The sequence below is a fragment of the Nocardioides sp. IC4_145 genome (assembly GCF_011250565.1).
Lineage (GTDB): Bacteria > Actinomycetota > Actinomycetes > Propionibacteriales > Nocardioidaceae > Nocardioides.
In genome coordinates, this window is record NZ_JAANMS010000031.1 from 35,917 (window position 1) to 57,551 (window position 21,635).

The window sequence follows — 21,635 nt, forward strand, 5'->3', positions numbered from 1 at the left end:
CGCTCAGGCGTTGGGGCGCTTGCCGTGGTTCGCGCCCTTCTTCTTGCGAGCGCGGCGCTTGCGGCCGGTCTTGCCCATGGTGTCCTCCTGGGATCGATGTACGTCGCCCACGAAGGGCCGTCGGACAGTCTCCCAGATGTCACGAACCAGGAGAAATCCGGCTCAGGAACCGTTCCGCGTCGACGACCACCCGGGTGACCTCCCCGGTGGCGACCACCTTGCCGGCCACGGGACCCTCGGGGCCGACCTCGACGTGCCGCGCGGCGACGGTGAAGCGGTGCAGCCGCCCGTCGACGTACGCCGTCGTGGCGGTGACCTCGAGCGCCTGCCCGAGCGGGCTGGCGGCCTGATGGTCGAGCGAGACGCGAGTGCCGACCGAGGTCTCGCCCGCGCCGAGCGCCGGCTCGATCGCGGCGCAGGTCGCCGCCTCGCACCACGCCAGCAGCCGCGGCGTGCCGAGGACGGGCAGGGAGCCGGAGCCGACGGCGAGCGCGGTGTCGTCGTCGCCGACGGAGAACGGCAGGGTGGCGGTGGTCATCGGGTGAGGTCCTTCCGGAAGGCGAGCAGCTGCACGTGCGGGGCGGGGGAGTGGTCGCGCTCGGGCATCCGGGTGAAGCCGGCGCGGGTGTAGAGCCGGTGCGCCGCGGCCATCTGCGGCAGGCTGGAGAGCACCACCGCGTGCGCGCCCTCGCGGCGGAACCGCTCGACGACCAGGTCGAGCAGGGCCGCGCCGACCCCGCGGCCCTGGGCGGCGGGGGAGACGGCGAGCATGCGGAGCTCACCCTCGCCCTCCCGCGCCACCTCCCGCCACGGCGACCCCGGTGGGCAGACCGTGACCGTCCCGAGCACCGCGCCGCTGCCGGCGATCCCGTCGTCGACCGCCACCCACAGCTCCGCCTCCCGGTCGCGCCGGGCGGCGTCGCGCAGCCGCGCGACGTACGGGTCGTCGGGCCCGAGCACGAAGTCGGCGTACGCCGCGACGGTGACGTCACCCGCCGGCCCGAGCTCGGCGGGCGACGCTCGTCGCAGCAGCATCAGATCCCGAAGGTGGCGCGCGGGTAGGCCGCGTCGACGTCGGTGATGACGTTGACGAGGTACGGCACGTTCGCGGCGAACGCCCGGTCGAGAGCGGGGCCGACCTGGCGCGGGTCGGTGACGGTCTCGCCGGCGCCGCCGAGCGCCTTGACCACCTCGTCGTACGCCGTGCGGGGCGCGAGGTCGGCGGCGACGTCGTAGCCGTAGAGCATCTGCATCGGGCCCTTCTCCAGGCCCCAGGCGGAGTTGTTGCCCATGACCATGACGACCGGCAGCTGGTGCCGCACGAGGGTGTCGACGTCCATCAGCGAGAAGCCGGCCGCGCCGTCGCCGAGGAGCAGCACGACCTGCGAGGAGGGTCGGGCGATGCGCGCGGCGATGGCCGCGCCCAGGCCGGCGCCGAGGCAGCCGTACGGCCCGGGGTCGAGCCAGCCGCCGGGCCGCTTGGGCTCGACGAACTTGCCGGCGAAGCTGACGAAGTCGCCGCCGTCGCCGATCACGACCGCGTCGTCGGCGAGCCGGGGGACCAGCTCGCCGTAGATGCGGGCGGGGTGGATCGGGTCGGCCTCCGCGGTCAGCAGGGCGCGGTCGCGCTCGACGCCGGCGCGGACGGTGTCCTGCAGGGTCGAGACCCACGCCGCCCAGTCAGGGCGCCGCGCGGAGCGCTCGATCCCGGCGAGGACCCCGTCGAGGACGGTGGTGAGGTCGCCCGCGACCGATGCCGCGAGGTGCGCGTGGGCGGAGAGCTGGCCCGGGGAGTCCGCGACGTGCACGACCTTCGCGTCACCGAAGACGCCGTAGGAGAGGCGGAAGTCCAGCGGGGTGCCGACGACGATGACGAGGTCGGCCTCCTTGAGCGCCTGGCCGCGCGCCTTGGTGACGAGCAGGGGGTGCCCGCCGGGGACGACGCCACGGCCCATGCCGTTGGTGAGCGTCGGGACGCCGGCGGTCTCGACGAGCCGCAGCGCAGCCTCCTCGGCGCGGTCGGCCCACACGTCGGTGCCCAGCACGAGCACGGGGCGGGACGCGCCGGCCAGCAGCTCGACGATGCGCTCGACGGCCTCGGGGTCCGGCTCGGCGCCGCGCGGCAGCGACGCCGCGGTCGGCGCGGGGACGGTGGCCTGGGCGAAGAGCTCGTCCATCGGCACGTCGACGAAGACCGGCCCGCGGTGCGAGGAGCCGGCCGCGCGGAAGGCCTGGTCGAGGCCGGGCGCGACGTCGCCGGCGGTCATCAGCGTGCGCGCGTCCTTGGAGACCGAGGCGACGATCGGCGGCTGGTCGAGCTCCTGGAGGCTGCCGCTGCCCCAGCGGTTCTGCGGGGCGCGGCCGCCGACGACGACCATGGGGGAGCCGGCGAACTGCGCCTGCGCGATCGCGCTGACGCCGTTCGTCACCCCCGGGCCGGCGGTGAGCACGGCCAGGCCCGGCACGCGGGTCAGCTTGCCGGTGGCCTCGGCCGCGAACGCCGCGGTCTGCTCGTGGCGCACGTCGAGGAGCCGCATCGGCACCTCGGCCTTGACCGCGCCGTCGTAGAGGGGGAAGACGTGCGCGCCCGACAGGGTGAACATCGTCTCCACGCCGTGCGCCTGCGCGACGGCGACCGCCAGCTCGCCGGCGTGGCCCCGCACGTGCCCGTCGGGGATCGGGGTGTCGGCGTCGAGGTCGGGCCAGATCTCTGCGTCAGCGTCGGTCATGCCCGCAGGGTATGTGCAACGCAGGTCACACGGAGGTGGAAGCCCCGACGTGCCGCAGACCCGGGTTGGTGTGGCGCAGGGCGTCGACGACGACCAGCAGCAGGTCGGCCCGGACCGCGGGCGGGTCCGGCGCCAGCGCGAGCTGCAGGTGCAGCGCCCGCAGGAACGCCTCGGCGTTGCCGCCGGTCAGGTGCGGGTCGCGACCGTCGTACGACGCCTGCACGGCCGCCGCCGCGACCAGCCGGGCGATCCAGGGCTCGAGCACCTGCAGCGGCACCTCGTCGCGGCGCAGCACCGTCATGGTCGCCTGGGCCAGCCGGTCCGGCTCGGCGTTGACGAACAGCTGGTCCACCGGCAGCAGCACCCGGTCGGCGACGACGTCGAGCACGACGGTCAGCTCGGGGGTGCCCAGGTGGGGGGAGCGAGCCAGTGCTCCGAGCGCGTCCGCGCCGTGGGCCACCGCGTGCGCCCAGCCCCGACCGGGCACGAAGCCGCGGACGTCCTGCTCGCGCAGCAGCCAGGTCGCGATCCGGTCGCCCCAGTCGAGCACCTTCCCGGCCGGCAGCAGCGAGCGGAGGTTGTCGCGCTCGAGGCACTCGGCGAGCACCCGGGCCGACCAGCTGCGCCGCAGCACGCTGTCGGTGCCGACCTCGCCGAGCCCCGTCCGCAACCCGGCGGACATGCCGTCGCCGAGGCCGACCAGCAGGTCGTCGTACACGCCGCGTCCGATCCAGGTGACCAGCACCGGCCAGGCGGTGGCCTCGCGCAGCTCGGGATCCGGGTCCCCCAGCATGCGGGTCAGGTCGGCGGTCAGGTCCTCCAGCGGTCGGTCGTCCGGCACCGCGAGCCCGGAGGCGTGGACCTGCTTCCAGTACTGCCCCGACATGGCCCCCATCCTGCCAGCGAATCTCGCTCAGGCCGACCCGGCGGAGGTCTCGGGCGCACGGCAGTAGGGTCACGGAGCGTGCCGACCCTCGCCGACCTGGTGCGCAGCCACACCGATCTCTCCCCGGAGGACGTCGCGTGGCTCCAGCTGCTGCAGGCCGACTGGCAGATCATCGCCGACCTGTCCTTCGCCGACCTCGTGCTGTGGCTGCCCGACCGCGCCGGCGCCGGATTCTGGGCGGCCGGGCAGATGCGCCCGACGACCGGCCCGACGGCGTACGTCGACGACGTCGTCGGCACCTTCGTCCCGGCCGGCCGGCGGCCGCTGCTCGACGCGGCGTACGCCGAGGGGCGGCTGGTCCGCGAGGGCGACCCGGAGTGGCGCGACGAGGTGCCGGTCCGCGTCGAGACGATCCCCGTGCGCCGCGCGGGCCGGGTGATCGCCGTCGTCGCGCGCAACACCAACCTGCTCGGCGTGCGCACGCCCAGCCGCCTGGAGCTGTCCTACCTCCAGACCGCGGCCGACCTGACCCAGATGATCGCCCACGGCCGGTTCCCGGCCCCGGGGCAGCGCAGCGACCACGCCGACTCCCCGCGCGTGGGCGACGGGTTCCTGCGGGTCGACGCCCTCGGCCGGGTCGCCTACGCCAGCCCGAACGCGCTCTCGGTCTACCGCCGCCTCGGCCTCTCCGGCGACCTGGCCGGGCTCTCGCTCGCGGACCTGACCCGCGAGCTCGTGCCGCCGCGGCGCCGGCCGGACGAGGAGACGCTGAGCGCCGTGCTCGGCGGCCGCGCGCACCGCGACACCGAGATCGGCACCGACACCGTCTCGCTCATCGTCCGGTCGATCCCGCTGCGACCCCAGGGCAACCGCATCGGCGCGCTGGTGCTCGTCCGCGACGTCACCGACCTGCGCCGCCGCGACCGGGAGCTGGTCACCAAGGACGCCACGATCCGCGAGATCCACCACCGGGTGAAGAACAACCTCCAGACCGTCGCCGCCCTGCTGCGTCTCCAGGCGCGCCGCATCGACTCCGAGGCGGCCAAGATGGCGCTGGAGGAGGCGGTGCGCCGCGTCGGCTCGATCGCGATCGTCCACGAGACGCTCAGCCAGGCCGGCGAGGAGAACGTCGACTTCGACGAGATCGCCGACCGGCTCTCCTCGATGGTCATCGAGGTCAGCGCCGTCGCCGGTCGCGTGCGGGTGCTGCGCGACGGCGAGTTCGGCGCGCTGCCCTCGGAGTCGGCCACCGCGCTGGCGATGGTCCTCACCGAGGTGCTGCAGAACGCCGTCGAGCACGGCTACGAGGTCGACCGCGACGCCGAGCCGGCCGTGCCCGAGGACCTGTCCCGGCTGGGGGAGGCCGACGGGGACGGCGGCACGATCCGGTTGACCGTGCGCCGCGGCGACGGTCGGCTCCGGATCACCGTCGACGACGACGGGCGCGGCCTCCCCGAGGACTTCGACCTCGACGGCTCGACCAACCTCGGGCTCTCGATCGTCCGGACGCTGGTCGAGTCGGAGCTGGGCGGCCGGCTCGAGCTCGGCGCGGTGCCGGGCGGCTCCGGGACGCGGGCCGCGGTCGACGTACCCCTGGTCTGAGCCCGCCGGCTCCGGCGCCCGGCGGCGGTCAGGCCGGGCGGTGCGGCTCTAGCGATGCGGCTCAGGCGGTGCGGCTCTGGACGGTGCCGCTCAGGCGGTGCGGACGCGGGCCCGGGCGTTGCGGCGCTTCAGCGCGCGACGCTCGTCCTCGCTGAGGCCGCCCCAGACCCCGTGGTCCTGCCCGGCCTCCAGCGCCCACGCGAGGCACTGCTCGCGCACCTCGCAGCGTCGGCACACCTGCTTGGCCTCCTCGATCTGGAGGATGGCCGGACCGGTGTTGCCGATCGGGAAGAACAGTTCCGGGTCCTCGTCGAGGCAGGCGGAACGGTGGCGCCAATCCATGGCTGGGGAATCCCTACTCTCTACAACGCACGTGCAGGCCAGGGGCAGCTCAGGCCTGCGGGCTCGTGTCCGGGGCACAGCAAAGTGAACGCATTCACGAGCGAGTGTCCAGCGTGGCAATCTTTGGAACGTTATACAAGCGTTTGCGATGGTCTCTTCCGTCACAGGCGCACCGCGCACGTGCTCCCGCGGGGGCCTCTCCGGACCCGGCTAGGCTCGACCGGTGCCCTCGATGGATCCGTCCGATACCGGTGCCGGCCACGACCGCGTGAGCGGGGCGACCGCGACCCCCGCGCCCCTTGTCGTCGCGGCATCCCTGACGGCGGTCGAGGGCTTGGTGCTGGTGCTGCTCGCCGTCGCGGAGCTGGCCCACCTGACTTCGGGTCGGGTCACCATGAACGTCACCACGACCGGGTTCTTCCTGCTGTGCGGCGCGGCGCTCCTGCTGTGCGCCTGGGGCCTGCGGCAGCACGCGACCTGGTCGCGCAGCCCCGTGGTGCTCGCGCAGCTGATCAGCCTCGGCGTCGCCTGGTCCTTCCGCGGCGGCAACCTGCCGCTGGTCGCGATCGGCCTCGCCGTCGTCGCCGCGATCGTGCTCGCCGGGGTCTTCCACCCCGCCAGCACCGCGGTGCTCACCGACGACCCGACGGGCACCGGTCGCGGGGGGCGTGAGGCGGACCGGCAGGCGGACTAGTCCGCCTCCTCCAAGGAGGTCCGCAGCTGGACCAGCGTGCGGTTGAGCAGACGCGAGACGTGCATCTGCGAGACGCCGATCTCCTCGGCGATCTGGGACTGCGTCATGTTCTTGAAGAACCGCAGCAGCAGGATCTTCTTCTCCCGCGGGTCCAGCCGGTCCAGCAGCGGCTTGATCGACTCGCGGATCTCGACGTGCTCGAGGTTCGCGTCGTCGACCCCGATCGCGTCGAGCATCGAGGCGGCGCCGTCGTCGGAGTCGTCGCTGGCGTCGAGCGACAGCGTGGAGTAGGCGTTGCTCGACTCGATGCCCTCGACGATCTCCTCGACCGTGCAGCCGATCGCCTCCGCGAGCTCCCGCGGCGTGGGGGAGCGGCCCAGGGACTGGGTCAGCTCGGCGGTCGCCGAGCCGATCTGCATCCGCAGCTCCTGCAGCCGCCGCGGCACCCGGATCGCCCAGCCCTTGTCGCGGAAGTAGCGCTTGATCTCGCCGATGATCGTCGGCGTGGCGTACGTCGAGAACTCCACGCCGCGGTCGGTGTCGAAGCGGTCGACGGACTTGATCAGCCCGATCGTGCCGACCTGCACCAGGTCCTCGAACGGCTCGCCCCGGTTGCGGAAGCGTCGCGCGCAGTGCTCCACCAGCGGCAGGTGGAGGTGGACGAGGTCGTCACGCGCCCGCTCGCGGACGTGCTGCGGCGCACCCGCGTCGTGGAGTTCGCGGAAGAGCTCGGCGCTGCGCAACCGGGTCAGCTCCACCCCGGTCGGCGGTGCGTCCACCTCCGGTGAATCCTGCGTGCGCGAGGAGTCCATCCTCAGCGCCCGGCGCCCAGCGCCGCCTCGAGGTCGTCCCCTCCGAGGTCGAGCGCCCGCATCGTCATCGTCACGCCCAGCCGGCCGTCACCGGACTGCACCGACGCGGAGGAGGCGAGGGTGGTGAGCACCTGCCAGGCGAAGCTGTCCTCGTCGGGCGCCGCGGGGGACGAGGCCTCCACGCTCACCGAGACCGTCATCTGCGCGGGAGCAAGCCAGAAGCGGCACTGCAGCTCCGAGCCGGGGTCGGCCTCGGGCAGCACCATCGCGCTGGCCTCGCCGACCGCGATCCGCAGGTCCTCGATGTCGTCGATGGTGAAGTCCAGGCGCGCGGCCAGGCCGGCGGTGGTGGTGCGGAGCACCGAGACGTAGGCGCCGTCGGCCGGGACCCGCAGCTCGACGTCGGCACGGTCCTGGCTGGGACCGCTGGCCGTGACAGACATGTGGTTCGTCCTTCTTCGCTGGGACCGTCGAGGTGACCATAGTCGTCGGGGCCGGTCGCCGGGGGATTCCCCCGGCGACCGGCCCCGTCCCGCCTCACGCCTTCCCTGTGACGACCAAGAAGGCGTTCGTTCCTCAGGCCTTCTTGGTCTCCCAGAAGATCTCTGCGATCTCGTCGATCTTGGCGATCAGCTGGTCGGCCTTCTCGGCGTCGAAGGTGGCCTTCGTGCCGCCGCCACCGCCCGCGAGCTTGGTGGCCTCGTTGAAGAGGGTGTGCAGCTGCGGGTACTTCTCGAAGTGCGGGGCCTTGAAGTAGTCGGTCCACAGCACCCACAGGTGGTGCTTGACCAGGTTCGAGCGCTCCTCCTTGATGAGGACCGCGCGGGTGCGGAAGTCAGGGTCGTCGTTGTCGGCGACCTTGGCGATGATGGCCTTGATCGACTCGGCCTCGTAGCGGGCCTGCGCGGGGTCGTAGACGCCGCAGGGCAGGTCGCAGTGGGCCGAGACCTCGAGGGTGGGAGCGAAGAGTCGCGCGAACATTGCCGTCCTCTCAGGTGGGTGGCTCCGCCCGTGGTCGGCGGAGCCTTCGGTTGTGCGGTGGAGCCGGGCGGGCCGGCACGGAGGCCGGCCCCTGCTGCGACACTACTCCGCGTGTCACGTGACGCACGAGCAGGTCGCCGCGGCCCGGGACCGGTGCCCAGGATCGGTCTGGCGCACGTCTCCGGCGACTCGATGAGGCCCACGCTGGCCCCCGGCGACCGGCTGCTCGTGCTCCACGGCGTGGCCCCCCGACCGGGTCGGGTGGTGGTGGCGCGGCTGGCCGACGGGACGGTCGCGGTCAAGCGGGCGGTCGAGCGACGTACGACGGCGTCCGGACGGCCCGGGTGGTGGCTGCTCAGCGACGACCCGGACCGCGGTGTCGACTCCCGGCACCGGGGACCGGTCCGGGACGAGGACGTGCTGGCGGTCGCCCGCGCCCGGCTGTGGCCCCGTCCACGGCTGCTGTGACCCACACCATCCTGGACACCGTCTGCCACGGTCGACGGCTGTGCCAGAGTGGCCGACCATGGCGACACCGCACGAGACGACCGAGGCTCCCGAGGCACCGCAGGCCGCAGCACCCGACCACCCCCGTGCCGGGGACCCGGTCTTCGACCTGCACGTAGGCGGGAAGCTCGAGACGGTCTCGACGGTCGCGCTCACGGGGGCCGACGAGCTCTCGATGGCGTACACCCCGGGTGTCGCCCGGGTCTGCACCGCCATCGCCGAGGACCCCTCGATGACCCAGCACTACACGTGGGTGCCGAACACGGTCGCCATCGTGACCGACGGCACCGCCGTGCTCGGTCTGGGCGACATCGGCCCGGCCGCGGCGATGCCGGTGATGGAGGGCAAGGCCGTGCTGTTCAAGCAGTTCGGCAACGTCGACGCCGTCCCGATCTGCCTGGACACCACCGACACCGACGAGATCATCGAGACCGTCGCGCGGCTCGCGCCGAGCTTCGGTGGCATCAACCTCGAGGACATCTCCGCCCCGCGCTGCTTCGAGATCGAGGACCGGCTCAAGGAGCGCCTCGACATCCCCGTCTTCCACGACGACCAGCACGGCACGGCGGTCGTGGCGCTCGCGGCGCTCAAGAACGCGCTGCGCCTGACCGGCCGCACCCCCGGCGAGACCCGCGTCGTCATCTCCGGCGCCGGCGCCGCGGGCGTCGCGGTGGCGCGCATCCTGCTCGAGGCCGGCATCACCGACCTCGCCGTCACCGACCGCAAGGGCGTGCTCAGCTCCAGCCGCGACGACCTCACGCCCATCAAGCGCGTCGTCGCCGAGCTCACCGCGGACGTGACCGGCCGCTCCGGGTCCCTGGCCGACGTGCTGGTCGGCGCGGACGTCTACATCGGCGTCTCGGGCGGCACCGTTCCCGAGGAGCACGTCGCGACGATGGCCGACGACGCGATCATCTTCGGCCTGGCCAACCCGACCCCCGAGGTGCTGCCGGAGGTGGCCCACCGCCACGCCCGCGTGGTCGCGACGGGTCGCTCGGACTTCCCGAACCAGATCAACAACGTGCTGGCGTTCCCCGGCATCTTCCGCGGCGCCTTCGACGTCCGCGCGACGGCGATCACCGAGGGCATGAAGCTCGCGGCCGCCGACGCGCTGGCCGAGCTCGTGGGCGACCGGCTCGCCGAGGACTACGTCATCCCGTCGCCGTTCGACGACCGGGTGGGTCCCGCGGTCTCCTCCGCCGTCGCCGAGGCCGCGCGTCGCGACGGCGTCGCCCGGCGTTGACCGACCGTTGAGCGACCGCTGACCGGCTGCTGAGCCGCCGCCGAGAGGGGCACCGGGCCGCCGTGCTCGCCGTCTACGCCGAACGATTCGCACCCGACGACCCGCTCTCCGCCCTCGTGGTGGGGGAGCAGCCCGAGCCGGAGGTCCCGGACGGCTGGGCGCGCGTGCGCCTGCGCGCCGCCGCGCTCAACCACCACGACCTGTGGACCCTGCGCGGGGTGGGGATCAAGGCCGAGGCCCTGCCGATGGTGCTCGGCTGTGACGGCGCCGGGGTGGACGACGACGGCAACGAGGTGGTCGTCCACGCGGTCATCGGCGACCCGGGCGCGGCCGACGACGAGACGCTCGACCCGGACCGCGCGATCCTCTCGGAGCGGCACTGGGGGACCTTCGCGGAGTCGGTCGTCGTGCCCCGCCGCAACCTGGTGCCGAAGCCGGCCTCGCTGTCGTTCGAGGAGGCCGCGTGCCTGCCCTCGGCCTGGCTCACGGCGTACCGCATGCTGTTCACGCAGGGCCGCTGCACGCCTGGCCAGACCGTGCTCGTCCAGGGCGCCGGCGGGGGCGTCGCCACCGCGCTCATCGTGCTGGCGCGCGCCGCCGGCCTGCGGGTGCTCGCCACCAGCCGGGACGAGGGCAAGCGGCAGCGGGCGCTGGAGATCGGCGCGCACGAGGTGCACGCCAGCGGCGAGCGGCTCCCGGTCAAGGTGGACGCCGTCATGGAGACGGTCGGGCGCGCCACCTGGTCGCACTCGGTGCGGTCGCTGCGACCCGGCGGGGCGATCGTCATCTCCGGCACGACCTCGGGCGCGCAGCCCGACGACGCCGAGCTGACCCGGATCTTCTACCGCCAGCTGCGCGTCGTCGGCTCCACCATGGGCACCCGCAACGAGCTCGCCGCGCTCGTCGCGATGCTCGACGCCACCGGCGTCCGTCCGCTGGTCGACCGGGTGCTGCCCCTGACCGAGGCCCGCGCCGGGTTCGAGGCGATGGCCGGCGGTGACCTGTTCGGCAAGGTGGTGTTCACGCTGTGACCGGTTCGCGGACCCATCTCGTCACCGGCGCCGGCTCCGGCATCGGCGAGGTCGTCACCCGGCGGCTGCACGAGCGCGGCGACCACCTGGTGCTCCTCGCTCGCAACGAGCGCCGCGCGGGCGACCTGGCGGCGGCGTACCCCGGCGCCGACGTCCCGGTCGCCGACCTCGCCCGGCCGGAGACGCTCGACGGGCTCGCGCTGCCCGAGCGCCTCGACTCGGTCGTCCACGCCGCCGGCGTCGTCGAGCTCGGCACCGTCGCCGACCTGCCCACCAGCGCCTGGACCGACCAGCTCGTCGTCAACCTGGTCGCGCCCGCCGTGCTCACCCGGCTCACGCTCCCGGCCCTGCGCGCCGCGCGCGGCACGGTCGTCCTGCTCAACTCCGGCGCCGGCAGGACCGCCAAGCCCGAGTGGGGCGCCTACGCCGCCTCCAAGCACGGCCTGCGCGCCCTCGCCGACTCCCTGCGCGCCGAGGAGGCCGGCAACGGCGTGCGGGTCACCTCGGTCTTCCCCGGCCGCACCGCCACCCCGATGCAGGAGGAGGTGCACCGCCAGGAGGGCAAGGAGTACGACGCCGGCGCCTGGGTCCGCGCGGAGACCGTCGCCGACCTGGTCCTGCACGTGCTGGACCTGCCCGCGGACGCGGTCGTGCCGGAGGTGCTCGTCCAGCCCCGCTGACCCGGTCAGACGGGACCGGACGGTTCGCCTGCTAGGGCCTCGAGCGCCACTGCATGGCCCCGATGAGGACCATGCGCAGCTGGGTGCGTGCGTTCTCGGCGAGCTGCCTCTCCACGTCGGGGCGCCCCGACGCGGTGAGGATCGACTCGGCGGTGGCGACCATCGCGGTGACGATCAGGTTCGACAGCACCCGCAGGTCCTCGCCCGACCACTGCTCGGTGCCCGGCAGGCGCGCCAGGTCGGTGGCGAGCTCGCGCTCGCACAGCTCGATCTCGTGCCGGATCGCCTCGCGCACCGAGGGCGGACCCGCCGCGCGCTCGCGGGCGATGAACCGGAAGTGCTGCCGCTGCTGGTGGACGTGCTCGACGAGGATCGACACCGAGGAGTCGACGATGCCGGCGAAGCCGTCGGCGGCGCCCTCGCCACGGCGTACGTCCCGCAGCATCGCACGCAGCGACACGAACGACTCGTCGACCAGCGCGAGGCCGAGCGCCTCGATCGACTCGAAGTGCCGGTAGAACGCGGTCGGCACGATGCCGACCTCCTTGGCGACCTGGCGCAGGGAGAGGGCGACCAGCGAGCTGTCCTCGCACAGGTGTAGCGCCGCGTCCAGGATCGCGCGGCGGGTGCGCTCCTTGCGCTCGACGCGGGTCTCCGTCACGTCCTCATCGTAGCCCTCGTCACACCGCCGGTGGACGTGTGTGCACCCTCACCTGGCCAGACCTTGACCAGACCCGCAGTTCCTCGGCAACCTGAGAGTGCACAGTCGTTCACCGAAGCAGTTCACCGAACCCGTGCCACCCACGAAGGAGCAACCTCATGGGGCTCGCCACCTCCGTCCTGCGCAGCCGCACGCTCGCGGCGCTGACCTCGCCGCACGGCGTCGACCGCTACCTCGAGCTCGTCAACCCGATGTGGGCCGCGCACGAGGTCCGGGCCCGCGTCGTCGACGTGCACCGCGAGGTCGACGTGCCCGGCCACCCGCCGGTCGCCACGATCACCCTCCAACCCACCTCGACGTGGCGCGGCCACCGCGCCGGGCAGCACGTCCAGGTGGGCGTGGAGATCGACGGCGCGCGCCGCACGACCCGCGTCTTCACCATCTCCAGCCCCGACAGCCGCCCCGGTGACCGGTTCACGATCACCCTGCGCGCCAACCCCGAGGGCCTCGTGTCGCGCTACCTCGTCGGGCGGGCGCGGCCGGGCACCATGGTCCACCTGTCGCAGGCGCAGGGGGAGTTCGTGCTCCCCGACGCCGTGCCCGAGCGGATCCTGTTCATCTCCGGCGGCTCCGGCATCACGCCGGTCATGTCGATGCTGCGCTCGCTCCAGCGCCGCACGCATCGCGGGCACGTGACGTTCCTGCACTACGCCCAGAGCCCCGAGCACCAGATCTTCGCCGCGGAGCTCGACGAGGTCCGGCGGTCCGGCCACGGCATCGACGTCACGCTGCTGCACCCCGAGCTGGGGGACCCGGCGCTGTCGCCGGCGTACCTCGAGCGGCACGTCCCCGGATACCGCGACGTGCCCACCTGGGCGTGCGGCCCGGCGCCGCTCATCGAGGCGGTCAAGGGCGCGTACGCCGACTCGCCGGCGCTCCGCCTGGAGTACTTCAAGCCACCGAAGGTCGCCGGGTCCGACGCGGCCGAGGGCGACGTCGTCTTCAGCCGCTCCGGCGCCGCCGGCGCGAACACCGGTGACACGCTGCTCGACCAGGCCGAGGCGCTCGGGCTGACGCCCGAGTCCGGCTGCCGGATGGGCATCTGCTTCTCCTGCGTCTCCCGCAAGAGCGAGGGGACCGTGCGCAACGTGCTCACCGGCGAGGAGTCCTCGCTGCCGGACGAGGAGATCCGGATCTGCGTCTCCGCCCCCGTCGGCGACTGCACCGTCGACCTCTGACCACCCTCCCGAACCTGCCTCCGCACCCGACGAGAGGAACACCATGACCGCCACCCAGCACGCTGCTCCCGACACCGCCGCCACGACCGACGCCCCGGAGAGCACGGCGAGCATCTTCGGCCGGCTCACCCCCGAGCAGCTCGAGTCGTTCGGCGAGGAGATGGACGCCATCCGCCAGCGCGTCCTCGCCGACCTCGGCGAGGCCGACGCGACGTACATCCGCAACGTCGTGAAGGCCCAGCGCGCCTTCGAGATCGCCGGCCGCGCGCTGTTCTACCTGCCGCCGGCCTGGCCGCTCGCCGTCGCCTCGCTCAGCGTGTCGAAGATCCTCGACAACATGGAGATCGGGCACAACGTCATGCACGGCCAGTACGACTGGATGGGCGACCCCGGCCTCAGCTCGCGGATGTACGAGTGGGACAACGTGTGCCCCAGCGAGCAGTGGAAGTACAGCCACAACTACATCCACCACACCTACACCAACATCCTCGGCAAGGACCGCGACATCGGCTACGGCATCCTGCGGATGGACGAGGACCAGCCGTGGCACCCCTACTACCTCGGCAACCCGCTGTACGCGTTCCTGCTGATGGTGTTCTTCGAGTGGGGCGTCGCGATGCACGACCTCGAGGTCGAGAACCTGGTCGCCGGCAAGCGCAGGATCGAGGACAACAAGGCCCTGCACGCCGGCATCATGCGCAAGGTCAAGCGCCAGGCCGTCAAGGACTACCTGCTGTTCCCGGCGCTGACCGGCCCGCTGTTCCCGCTCACCTTCGCCGGCAACGCCACCGCCAACCTGGTGCGCAACGTGTGGGCGTTCAACATCATCTTCTGCGGCCACTTCCCGGCCGGCGTCGCGACCTTCTCCCAGGAGGAGTGCGAGGACGAGAGCCGCGGCCAGTGGTACTTCCGCCAGCTCCTCGGCTCCGCCAACATCACCGGCGGCAAGCTCTTCCACCTGATGACCGGCAACCTCAGCCACCAGATCGAGCACCACCTCTTCCCCGACCTGCCGGCCCGCCGCTACCCGGAGGTCGCCGAGGAGGTCCGCGACATCTGCGAGCGCTACGAGCTGCCGTACAACACCGGTCCGCTCGGCAAGCAGCTGTTCAGCGTCGCAAGGAAGATCTGCCGGTTCGCGCTGCCGGACCGCAAGCGCGAGGACGCGGTCGCGCCGGAGTCCGAGACCACCTTGGCCGCCTGAGGCGCCCGGGACACACTGGACCCATGACCGACCACCTCAGCAAGGCCGAGATCCGCAAGGACGCCGTGCAGGGTGCGGTCGAGGCGACCGCGACCGCCGTGGGCGAGGTCGCCACGATCCTCACCCGCGCGGTCCGCGACGTCGCCGGCGCCCTCGGCGGCCTGGCCACCGAGGTCTTCGAGCTGCGTGACGCGGCCCGCCGCGCCACCCTCGAGTCCGCCGACGACCGACCCGGCCTGCCCGAGGCCTGAGCCGTCGCGGCCGGGGGCGTCCGGCGGTTCATCAAGGTATGCAGGGAAACCATCACTCCCCACGGTGAGCTCACCTGGGGGAGTGACGGCTCGGCTGCATACCTTGATGAACCGACGCTGCCCGGACGGACCGGCCCGGACGAGGACCGGCCGGGCCGGGAGGCTCAGCCGAAGGACATCCGGAAGTCGCGCATGCGGAAGGACGCGATGGCGCGGCGGCCGGCGAGCCAGCCGAGGGGGCCGTCGGGGTCGAACTCCCAGGCGCCCCAGCACGGCATCGCCTTCGCGCTGCCCTGCAGGGTCGCGCGGCGCTCCTCGCCGTCGGTGTCGGCGATGCCCGGCTGCCACGTCTGGCCCTTGAACGGGACCCGCGGCACGAGCCTTGCCGCGTCGGTGAAGCGCGCGCTGGCGACCGGGCGACGGTCGAGCGTCGCGCTCCACTCGGTGCGGGCGAACGGCCCGCGGTACTCCGACTCCAGCCGGAAGTCGCACAGCCCCTTCGGGATCGCCCACAGCTCACGGCCGCCGGCGACCGACGCGGGGGAGTCGACCCAGATGTCGGTGATGCTGACCCGGCGACCCCTCGAGCCCGGCGCCTTCACGGGGCGGGCGACGAGCAGCTCGGAGTAGGTAAGGGGGCTCGGCTCCTCGTAGGACACGAACGCCGCGCCGTACACCCCGGCCGGCCGCAGGTCGTCGACCTTGGTCGGCACGCGGAACAGCGAGAGGAACAGCGACCCCGTCATCTGCCACGGCGCCGCCGGGTACGCCGGGGTCTCGGCCGGGGCCGAGGGGACGGGGGAGGAGGTCTCGGTCACCCGCTGATCATCCCCTCAGTCCTCGGGGTCGTCCAGCCTCGCGAGCCACGTGGCGAGACGCTCCACGGCGGTCTCGAACTCCGGGTGGGTGTCGGTGAACGCCTGCAGCTGCTCGGCGAGCCACGCGAACGTGACCTCCTCGTCGCCGCGGCGCCGCTCGAGCTCCTCGATGCCTCGGTCGGTGAAGTACATGGCTACCTCCAGGCCCTGCCTAGCCTCACTGGGTCTCGACACGCGGTTCACGGCTTCGCAGGCTCAGCCGTGACGCTTGCTCGACCTGCCTGACGACGGACCCGTCCTCGTTCCTCGGACGGTTCCTGTCAGGCAAACGCCTGCGCCAGCAGCTCCTTCTGCTCGGCCTGGTGCCGCTTGACGGTGCCGACGGCGGGCGACGAGGAGGCGGGCCGGGTCACCGGCACGACCTTTGCGTCGACCTCGGGCCACACGTTGAGCTGGTAGTGCGGCCACGGGCCCATGTTGCGCGGCTCGTCCTGCACCCAGCGGACCTCCTTGAGGTGCGGGTACCGCGCGATCTCGGCCTTGATGTCGTCGATCGGGCGCGGGTAGAGCTGCTCCACGCGACCGATGGCGAACCGCTCGGCCTGCTCCTGCTTGCCCCGCTCGACCATGAGGTCCCAGGTCACGCGGCCCGAGCACAGCAGCAGCGTGTCGACCTTCTCCGGGTCGGCCGCGGCGTCGCCGACGAACGGCCGGAACGTGCCCTCGGTGAACTCCGCCGGCTGCGAGGCCGCCTCCTTGCGCTTGAGCATCGACTTCGGCGTGAAGACGATGAGCGGGCGGTGCCGCTCGCCCAGCGAGTGCTGGCGCAGGAGGTGGAAGTACGACGCAGGGCTGCTCGGCTGCGCGACGACGAATGCCTCGTCGGCGGCCATCGTCAGGAACCGCTCGATCCGGGCGGAGGAGTGGTCCGCGCCCTGGCCCTCGTAGCCGTGCGGCAGCAGCAGCACGACACCCGACTGCTGGTTCCACTTGCTCTCACCGGCGGTGATGAACTCGTCGATGACGATCTGCGCGCCGTTGACGAAGTCGCCGAACTGCGCCTCCCACAGCACCAGCGCCTCGGGGCGGGCCACCGAGTAGCCGTACTCGAAGCCGAGCGCGGCGTACTCCGAGAGCAGCGAGTCGTAGACGTGGAACTTCGCCTGGTCCTCGGTGAGCGAGCTCAGCGGGGTCCACTCGTCGGCGTTGGTGCGGTCGATGATCGTCGCGAAGCGCTGCACGAACGTGCCGCGGCGCGAGTCCTGGCCGGCCAGGCGGACCGGGCGACCATCCATCAGCAGGGAGCCGAAGGCGAGGATCTCGCCGGTGCCCCAGTCGATCGGGCCGTCAGTGATCGCCTGCGCCCGGCGCTGCAGCTGCGGCATCACCTTCGGGTGGACGGTGAAGCCCTCCGGCGGGGTGGTGTAGGCGTCGGAGATCCGCTTGAGGACCTCCGGGGAGATCGCGGTGCTCGCCTCGCCGGCCGGCTTGTCCGGGTAGTCCGGCACGGTCGTCCACTCCGACGGCTGCGTGCTGGCCTCGCGGACCTCGGTGAAGACCCGCTCCAGCTGCTGCTGGTAGTCGCGCAGGACCTGCTCGGCCTCCTCGATCGTGATGTCGCCACGTCCGATGAGGGACTCGGTGTAGAGCTTGCGCACCGAGCGCTTCTGCTCGATGAGGTCGTACATGAGGGGCTGGGTGTACGACGGGTCGTCGCCCTCGTTGTGGCCGCGCCGGCGGTAGCAGACGAGGTCGATGACGACGTCCTTGTTGAACGCCTGGCGGTACTCGAAGGCGAGCCGCGCGACCCGGATGCACGCCTCGGGGTCGTCACCGTTGACGTGGAAGATCGGCGCCTGGACCATGCGCGCGACGTCGGTGGCGTACAGCGAGGACCGCGAGGAGCCCGGCGAGGTCGTGAAGCCGACCTGGTTGTTGACGATCACGTGGATCGTGCCGCCGGTGCGGTAGCCGCGCAGCTGGGAGAGGTTGAGCGTCTCGGCCACGACGCCCTGGCCCGCGAACGCCGCGTCGCCGTGGACGAGCAGCGGCAGCACGGGGTACTCCGGGCCGCGGTCGAGCACGTCCTGCTTGGCGCGCGCGATGCCCTCGAGCACGGGGTCGACCGCCTCGAGGTGCGAGGGGTTCGCCGCCACGGACACGTTGATCTTGTGGCCCGAGCCGGCCTCGAACTCGCCCTCGGCGCCGAGGTGGTACTTCACGTCGCCGGAGCCCTGGACCGTGCGCGGGTCGATGTTGCCCTCGAACTCCCGGAAGATCTGGGAGTACTTCTTGCCCACGATGTTGGCCAGCACGTTGAGGCGACCGCGGTGGGCCATGCCGATGGTGACCTCGTCGAGGTCGGCCTGCGCGGCCGCCTCGCAGATCTCGTCGATGACCGGGATCGTGGTCTCGCCACCCTCGAGGGAGAAGCGCTTCTGGCCGACGAACTTGGTCTGCAGGAACGTCTCGAACGCCTCGGCCTGGTTGAGCTTCAGCAGGATCCGCAGCTGCTCCTCGCGCGGCGGCTTCTGGTGCGGCTGCTCGACGCGCTCCTGGATCCACTGCCGCTGCTCGGGGTCCATGATGTGCATGTACTCGATGCCGGTCGTGCGGCAGTAGGAGTCACGCAGCGTGCCGAGGATGTGGCGCAGCTTCATGAAGCGCCGGCCCTCGCCACCGAAGGAGCCGGTGGGGAACTCGCGGTCGAGGTCCCACAGCGTCAGGCCGTGGGACTCGATGCGCAGGTCGGGGTGGCTGCGCTGGCGGTACTCCAGGGGATCGGTGTCGGCCATCAGGTGGCCGCGCACGCGGTAGGCGTGGATCAGCTCGAGGATCCGGGCCTGCTTGTCGATCTCGTCGTCGTGGGAGGCCGAGACGTCGGCGTTCCAGCGGATCGGCTCGTAGGGGATGCGCAGCGAGCGGAAGATCTCGTCGTAGAAGCCGTCCTGGCCGAGGAGGTACTTCGCGACCTGGCCGAGGAACTCGCCCGACTGCGCGCCCTGGATGACGCGGTGGTCGTAGGTCGAGGTCATCGTCAGGATGCGGGAGATCGCGTTGCGCGCGATCGTCTCCTCAGAGGCGCCCTGGAACTCCGGCGGGTAGTCCATCGAGCCGACGCCGATGATCGCCGCCTGGCCCTTCATCAGGCGCGGGACCGAGTTGTTGGTGCCCAGGCCGCCGACGTTGGTGAGGCTGACCGTCGTGCCGGAGTAGTCCTCCATCGTCAGCTTGTTGTTCTTCGCCTTGCGGACGATGTCCTCGTAGGCGGTCCAGAACTGCGCGAAGTCCATCGACTCGCAGGCCTTGATCGACGGCGCGACCAGCTGGCGGGTGCCGTCCGCCTTGACCTGGTCGATCGCGAGACCGAGGTTGATGTGCGCCGGCGTCACCATGGTCGGCTTGCCGTCGATCTCGTCGTAGGTGTTGTTCATCGCCGGCTGCGCCTTGATCGCCTTGACGATCGCGTAGCCGATGAGGTGGGTGAACGACACCTTGCCGCCGCGCGCGCGCTCGAGGTGGCCGTTGATGACGATCCGGTTGTCCCACAGCAGCTTGACCGGGATGTTGCGCACCGAGGTCGCCGTCGGGACCGACAGCGAGATGTCCATGTTCTTCGCCGTGGCGCCCGCGATGCCGCGGAGCACGGTGTACGACGGCTCGTCGCTCGCCTGGGCGGGCTCGGCGGGGCGCTTCTCCTTGGGCTCGGGGGAGGAAGTGCCCTTGGCCGGCTCGGCGGCCTTGCTCTCCGGCCGCGGCGTCGCCTTCGGCTCGGTCTTCTTCTCGGCCTCCTGCTGGGGAGCCTGCTTCGCAGCCGGCTTCGGCTCGGCGGCCTGCTTCGGGACCTCCTGCTTCGGGGCCTCCTGCTTCGGCTGAGCCTCGGTCTTCACCGGCGCGCCGTTCGAGGAGCCGTTGCTCGACCCGTTCGATCCGTCGCCACCGCCGTTGCGGAAGTACTCCACCCACCGCGGGTCCACGCTCGCGGGGTCCTTCTCGTACTGCTCGTGCATCGCCTCGACGAGCCACTCGTTGGCTCCGAAGTCAGCGGGTGGTTCCGAGCCGGTGGAACGTTCGGAGGACTGGTTGCCAGAGGACTGCGGCACGACTTGCTTCGCCTCTTCCAAAGTGAGCGCGCGGGGGTGGGGTGTCGGGAGCCAAGGCTAGTCCCCCACCGAAGCAAATGCGCCGGTCAGGGTCGCCTGTGATGCAGGGTATGACCGGATCCACACCACCGCCGGTTGCAAGCCGGGGCGGAAGCCGGGTGAACATGGGCCGGACCGACTGACTTACAACACTTCAGGGAGCGGACCAGCGATGTCCCCCACCCCCCGCGACCGGGCGGAACGCCGCCCCGGCCGGCGGCTCCCGGCCGTCGCGACGCTCGCGCTGGCCCTGGCGATGACCCTCGGTCTCGCGGCCTGCTCCGACGACGCCGAGCCGGCGGCGGAGCACCGTCCTGCCGGCCACCGCGAGGCTGCGGTCGTCCGGTCGGCCGAGACGACGGTGCCGACGTCGGTAACGATCGGCGAGGTGACCGGCCGGCTGCCCGCGGACCGGCGCAAGCAGCTCAAGCGGGCGGTCGGTCGAGTCGTGGACGGGTGGCTGGACGCGGCGTACGTCGGCGGCGACTTCCCGCGCTCCGGCGGGTTCCGCCAGGCGTTCCCGGGCTTCAGCAGCGGGGCGAAGGACGAGGCCCGCCGCGACCTGCGCCTGATGACCAACGTCGCCCTCGCCGGCCGCATCAGCGCCGTCGACGTGCGCCGCCGCGAGCTCCGGCTCGACGTGCTCGCCGTCCGCGGCCGCCCGGTCGCCGTGACCGGTCGGGTGCTGCTGGTCTTCGACACCCGCGGCAGGGTCGAGCGCCGCGACCGGGTGCAGGGCCGGCTCTACCTGACCTGGCGCAACGGCGGTTGGCAGGTCTTCGGCTACGACGTCTCCCGGGGGAGGTCCTGATGTCCGCTCCGTTCCGGAGGTTCCGGCACACGCTGCGCACCGGTGCGCTCGGTCTCGTGCTCGCCGCCGCGGCGCTCGTCGTGCCCGACGCGGCCGTCCACCGCACCGACGTCGCGCTGGTCAAGGTCGAGCGCGCCGACGGCGTCGCGGTCCGCGACCAGGACGTCATCTGGGTGCTCGCCGTGGGGTCGGACGCGCGCCCGGGCCAGCCGATGCTGCGCTCGCGCGGCGACGCGATCCAGCTGGTCGGCCTCAACACCCGCACCGGCTCGGCCGTCGCGATCGGCGTGCCCCGCGACTCCTGGGTGCCGATCCCCGGCCACGGCCACGGCCGGGTCAACTCGGCGCTGACGTACGGCGGTCCCGCCCTGATGGGCCGCACGGTCGGCGACCTCGTGGGGGTGCAGCCGGAGTACGTCTTCGTCACCCGCTTCCCGTTCTTCGAGGACATGGTCGACGACATCGGTGGCATCCACGTCCGCAACCCGCGCCGCTTCTCCGACGACGACCTCAAGCCGCTCGGCTTCGCGCCCGGCCGGATCAGGCTCGACGGGTACGGCGCCATGGCGTTCGCCCGCATCCGCAAGACGCTCGCCGGTGGTGACTTCGACCGGTCCGCCAACCAGCAACGCGTCCTGCGGGGCATCCAGCAGGCGGTCCGCGCCCGGGCCGACGAGCCCGGCTTCGTGGAGCGCGGCGTGCTCACCGTCATGCAGCACCTGCACACCGACCTGCCGCCCGGCGAGCTCTTCCGCTTCGCGCAGGCGCTCGCCCACGTCGACCCGGCGAAGGTGACGACCTGCGTGGTCGGCGGTTCCATCGGCAACGTCCGTGGCGCTTCCATCGTCCGCCCGAACGTCGCCCAGGCCCGTCGCTACGGCGCCGCCGCCCGCTCCGACGCCTCCCTCCGCCGCTGCTGAGCCCACCCCCCGCGCCGCCCTCCGCTGGTTGAGCAGCGAGCGCCAGCGAGCGTGTCGAAACCCCGGGACCCGACTGCGGCCTC

At 72.5% G+C, this 21,635-nt stretch carries 23 protein-coding genes; 11 read left to right on the forward strand and 12 right to left on the reverse strand.

The window, feature by feature from the left end:
- Positions 1 to 139: 139 nt before the first annotated feature.
- From G6553_RS13720 to G6553_RS13735, 4 genes are read right to left on the reverse strand one after another with little or no spacing between them, the layout of a single operon-like run.
- Entirely contained in the window at positions 140 to 538 is a 399-nt protein-coding gene (locus G6553_RS13720) for a thioesterase (RefSeq protein WP_166193888.1), read from the reverse strand.
- Positions 535 to 1,035, reverse strand: a complete 501-nt coding sequence (locus tag G6553_RS13725; protein WP_166193891.1) for a GNAT family N-acetyltransferase — start codon at positions 1,033 to 1,035, stop codon at positions 535 to 537. Before G6553_RS13725 ends, G6553_RS13720 begins: the two co-directional genes overlap by 4 nt.
- The gene (locus G6553_RS13730; protein WP_166193894.1) at positions 1,035 to 2,729 is read right to left on the reverse strand and encodes an acetolactate synthase; all 1,695 of its coding nucleotides are present in this window, start codon (positions 2,727 to 2,729) and stop codon (positions 1,035 to 1,037) included. The genes G6553_RS13725 and G6553_RS13730 overlap by 1 nt, the downstream gene beginning before the upstream one ends.
- Before the next feature lie 25 nt (positions 2,730 to 2,754).
- Entirely contained in the window at positions 2,755 to 3,615 is an 861-nt protein-coding gene (locus G6553_RS13735; RefSeq protein ID WP_166193897.1) for a DUF2785 domain-containing protein, read from the reverse strand.
- Between the two features lie 78 nt (positions 3,616 to 3,693).
- On the opposite strand from G6553_RS13735, the gene G6553_RS13740 reads away from it, so the two are divergent.
- Positions 3,694 to 5,217, forward strand: coding sequence for a histidine kinase N-terminal domain-containing protein (locus tag G6553_RS13740; RefSeq protein ID WP_347565707.1), 1,524 nt, complete (start codon positions 3,694 to 3,696; stop codon positions 5,215 to 5,217).
- Between the two features lie 90 nt (positions 5,218 to 5,307).
- Here the strand turns inward: G6553_RS13740 and G6553_RS13745 are convergent, their stop codons facing one another.
- Entirely contained in the window at positions 5,308 to 5,559 is a 252-nt protein-coding gene (locus G6553_RS13745; RefSeq protein WP_011755173.1) for a WhiB family transcriptional regulator, read from the reverse strand.
- Positions 5,560 to 5,782: 223 nt separating this feature from the next.
- Between G6553_RS13745 and G6553_RS13750 the strand changes: the two genes are divergently transcribed.
- Entirely contained in the window at positions 5,783 to 6,253 is a 471-nt protein-coding gene (locus G6553_RS13750; protein ID WP_207619765.1) for a hypothetical protein, read from the forward strand.
- On the opposite strand, the gene G6553_RS13755 is transcribed toward G6553_RS13750, so the two are convergent.
- From G6553_RS13755 to sodN, 3 genes are all read right to left on the reverse strand, one after another.
- Complete coding sequence (locus tag G6553_RS13755) at positions 6,250 to 7,032, reverse strand: RNA polymerase sigma factor SigF (RefSeq protein ID WP_347565708.1); 783 nt, start codon at positions 7,030 to 7,032, stop codon at positions 6,250 to 6,252. The two genes, G6553_RS13750 and G6553_RS13755, sit on opposite strands and share 4 nt — an antisense overlap.
- A gap of 35 nt (positions 7,033 to 7,067) precedes the next feature.
- Positions 7,068 to 7,508 (reverse strand): anti-sigma factor, encoded by a 441-nt coding sequence (locus G6553_RS13760; protein WP_166193906.1) that lies wholly within the window; start codon positions 7,506 to 7,508, stop codon positions 7,068 to 7,070.
- A 133-nt stretch (positions 7,509 to 7,641) separates the two neighbouring features.
- Positions 7,642 to 8,046: a superoxide dismutase, Ni gene (gene sodN, locus G6553_RS13765; protein ID WP_166193909.1), complete on the reverse strand. Its 405-nt coding sequence runs from the start codon at positions 8,044 to 8,046 to the stop codon at positions 7,642 to 7,644.
- 111 nt (positions 8,047 to 8,157) lie between these two features.
- On the opposite strand from sodN, the gene G6553_RS13770 reads away from it, so the two are divergent.
- The 4 genes from G6553_RS13770 to G6553_RS13785 all read left to right on the forward strand — a co-directional run bounded on the left by G6553_RS13770 (position 8,158) and on the right by G6553_RS13785 (position 11,507).
- On the forward strand, positions 8,158 to 8,514 hold the full coding sequence (locus G6553_RS13770; protein ID WP_347565709.1) for a S24/S26 family peptidase: 357 nt from the start codon (positions 8,158 to 8,160) through the stop codon (positions 8,512 to 8,514).
- 58 nt (positions 8,515 to 8,572) lie between these two features.
- Positions 8,573 to 9,796, forward strand: coding sequence for an NADP-dependent malic enzyme (locus tag G6553_RS13775; RefSeq protein WP_166193912.1), 1,224 nt, complete (start codon positions 8,573 to 8,575; stop codon positions 9,794 to 9,796).
- Positions 9,797 to 9,858: 62 nt separating this feature from the next.
- Positions 9,859 to 10,827, forward strand: a complete 969-nt coding sequence (locus G6553_RS13780; RefSeq protein WP_166193915.1) for a zinc-binding dehydrogenase — start codon at positions 9,859 to 9,861, stop codon at positions 10,825 to 10,827.
- Positions 10,824 to 11,507 carry an SDR family oxidoreductase gene (locus tag G6553_RS13785; protein ID WP_166193918.1) on the forward strand — a complete coding sequence of 228 codons (684 nt, stop codon included), beginning with the start codon at positions 10,824 to 10,826 and terminating at the stop codon, positions 11,505 to 11,507. Before G6553_RS13780 ends, G6553_RS13785 begins: the two co-directional genes overlap by 4 nt.
- A gap of 31 nt (positions 11,508 to 11,538) precedes the next feature.
- On the opposite strand, the gene G6553_RS13790 is transcribed toward G6553_RS13785, so the two are convergent.
- Entirely contained in the window at positions 11,539 to 12,168 is a 630-nt protein-coding gene (locus G6553_RS13790; protein WP_166193921.1) for a TetR family transcriptional regulator, read from the reverse strand.
- Between the two features lie 158 nt (positions 12,169 to 12,326).
- Here G6553_RS13790 and G6553_RS13795 point away from each other — a divergent pair, with 158 nt between their 5' ends.
- From G6553_RS13795 to G6553_RS13805, 3 genes are read left to right on the forward strand one after another with little or no spacing between them, the layout of a single operon-like run.
- Positions 12,327 to 13,406 (forward strand): ferredoxin reductase, encoded by a 1,080-nt coding sequence (locus G6553_RS13795; protein WP_166193924.1) that lies wholly within the window; start codon positions 12,327 to 12,329, stop codon positions 13,404 to 13,406.
- A gap of 43 nt (positions 13,407 to 13,449) precedes the next feature.
- Entirely contained in the window at positions 13,450 to 14,610 is a 1,161-nt protein-coding gene (locus G6553_RS13800; protein ID WP_166193927.1) for a fatty acid desaturase, read from the forward strand.
- 23 nt (positions 14,611 to 14,633) lie between these two features.
- Positions 14,634 to 14,861 carry a hypothetical protein gene (locus G6553_RS13805; RefSeq protein ID WP_166193930.1) on the forward strand — a complete coding sequence of 76 codons (228 nt, stop codon included), beginning with the start codon at positions 14,634 to 14,636 and terminating at the stop codon, positions 14,859 to 14,861.
- Positions 14,862 to 15,025: 164 nt separating this feature from the next.
- On the opposite strand, the gene G6553_RS13810 is transcribed toward G6553_RS13805, so the two are convergent.
- From G6553_RS13810 to G6553_RS13820, 3 genes are all read right to left on the reverse strand, one after another.
- Positions 15,026 to 15,679: an acetoacetate decarboxylase family protein gene (locus G6553_RS13810; RefSeq protein WP_166193933.1), complete on the reverse strand. Its 654-nt coding sequence runs from the start codon at positions 15,677 to 15,679 to the stop codon at positions 15,026 to 15,028.
- Between the two features lie 15 nt (positions 15,680 to 15,694).
- Positions 15,695 to 15,871 carry a DUF6104 family protein gene (locus tag G6553_RS13815; protein ID WP_166193936.1) on the reverse strand — a complete coding sequence of 59 codons (177 nt, stop codon included), beginning with the start codon at positions 15,869 to 15,871 and terminating at the stop codon, positions 15,695 to 15,697.
- A gap of 128 nt (positions 15,872 to 15,999) precedes the next feature.
- The gene (locus G6553_RS13820; RefSeq protein WP_166193939.1) at positions 16,000 to 19,782 is read right to left on the reverse strand and encodes a multifunctional oxoglutarate decarboxylase/oxoglutarate dehydrogenase thiamine pyrophosphate-binding subunit/dihydrolipoyllysine-residue succinyltransferase subunit; all 3,783 of its coding nucleotides are present in this window, start codon (positions 19,780 to 19,782) and stop codon (positions 16,000 to 16,002) included.
- A 211-nt stretch (positions 19,783 to 19,993) separates the two neighbouring features.
- Between G6553_RS13820 and G6553_RS13825 the strand changes: the two genes are divergently transcribed.
- On the forward strand, positions 19,994 to 20,632 hold the full coding sequence (locus tag G6553_RS13825) for a hypothetical protein (protein ID WP_166193941.1): 639 nt from the start codon (positions 19,994 to 19,996) through the stop codon (positions 20,630 to 20,632).
- Positions 20,632 to 21,552, forward strand: a complete 921-nt coding sequence (locus G6553_RS13830) for an LCP family protein (RefSeq protein ID WP_166193943.1) — start codon at positions 20,632 to 20,634, stop codon at positions 21,550 to 21,552. Before G6553_RS13825 ends, G6553_RS13830 begins: the two co-directional genes overlap by 1 nt.
- Positions 21,553 to 21,635 lie beyond the last annotated feature (83 nt).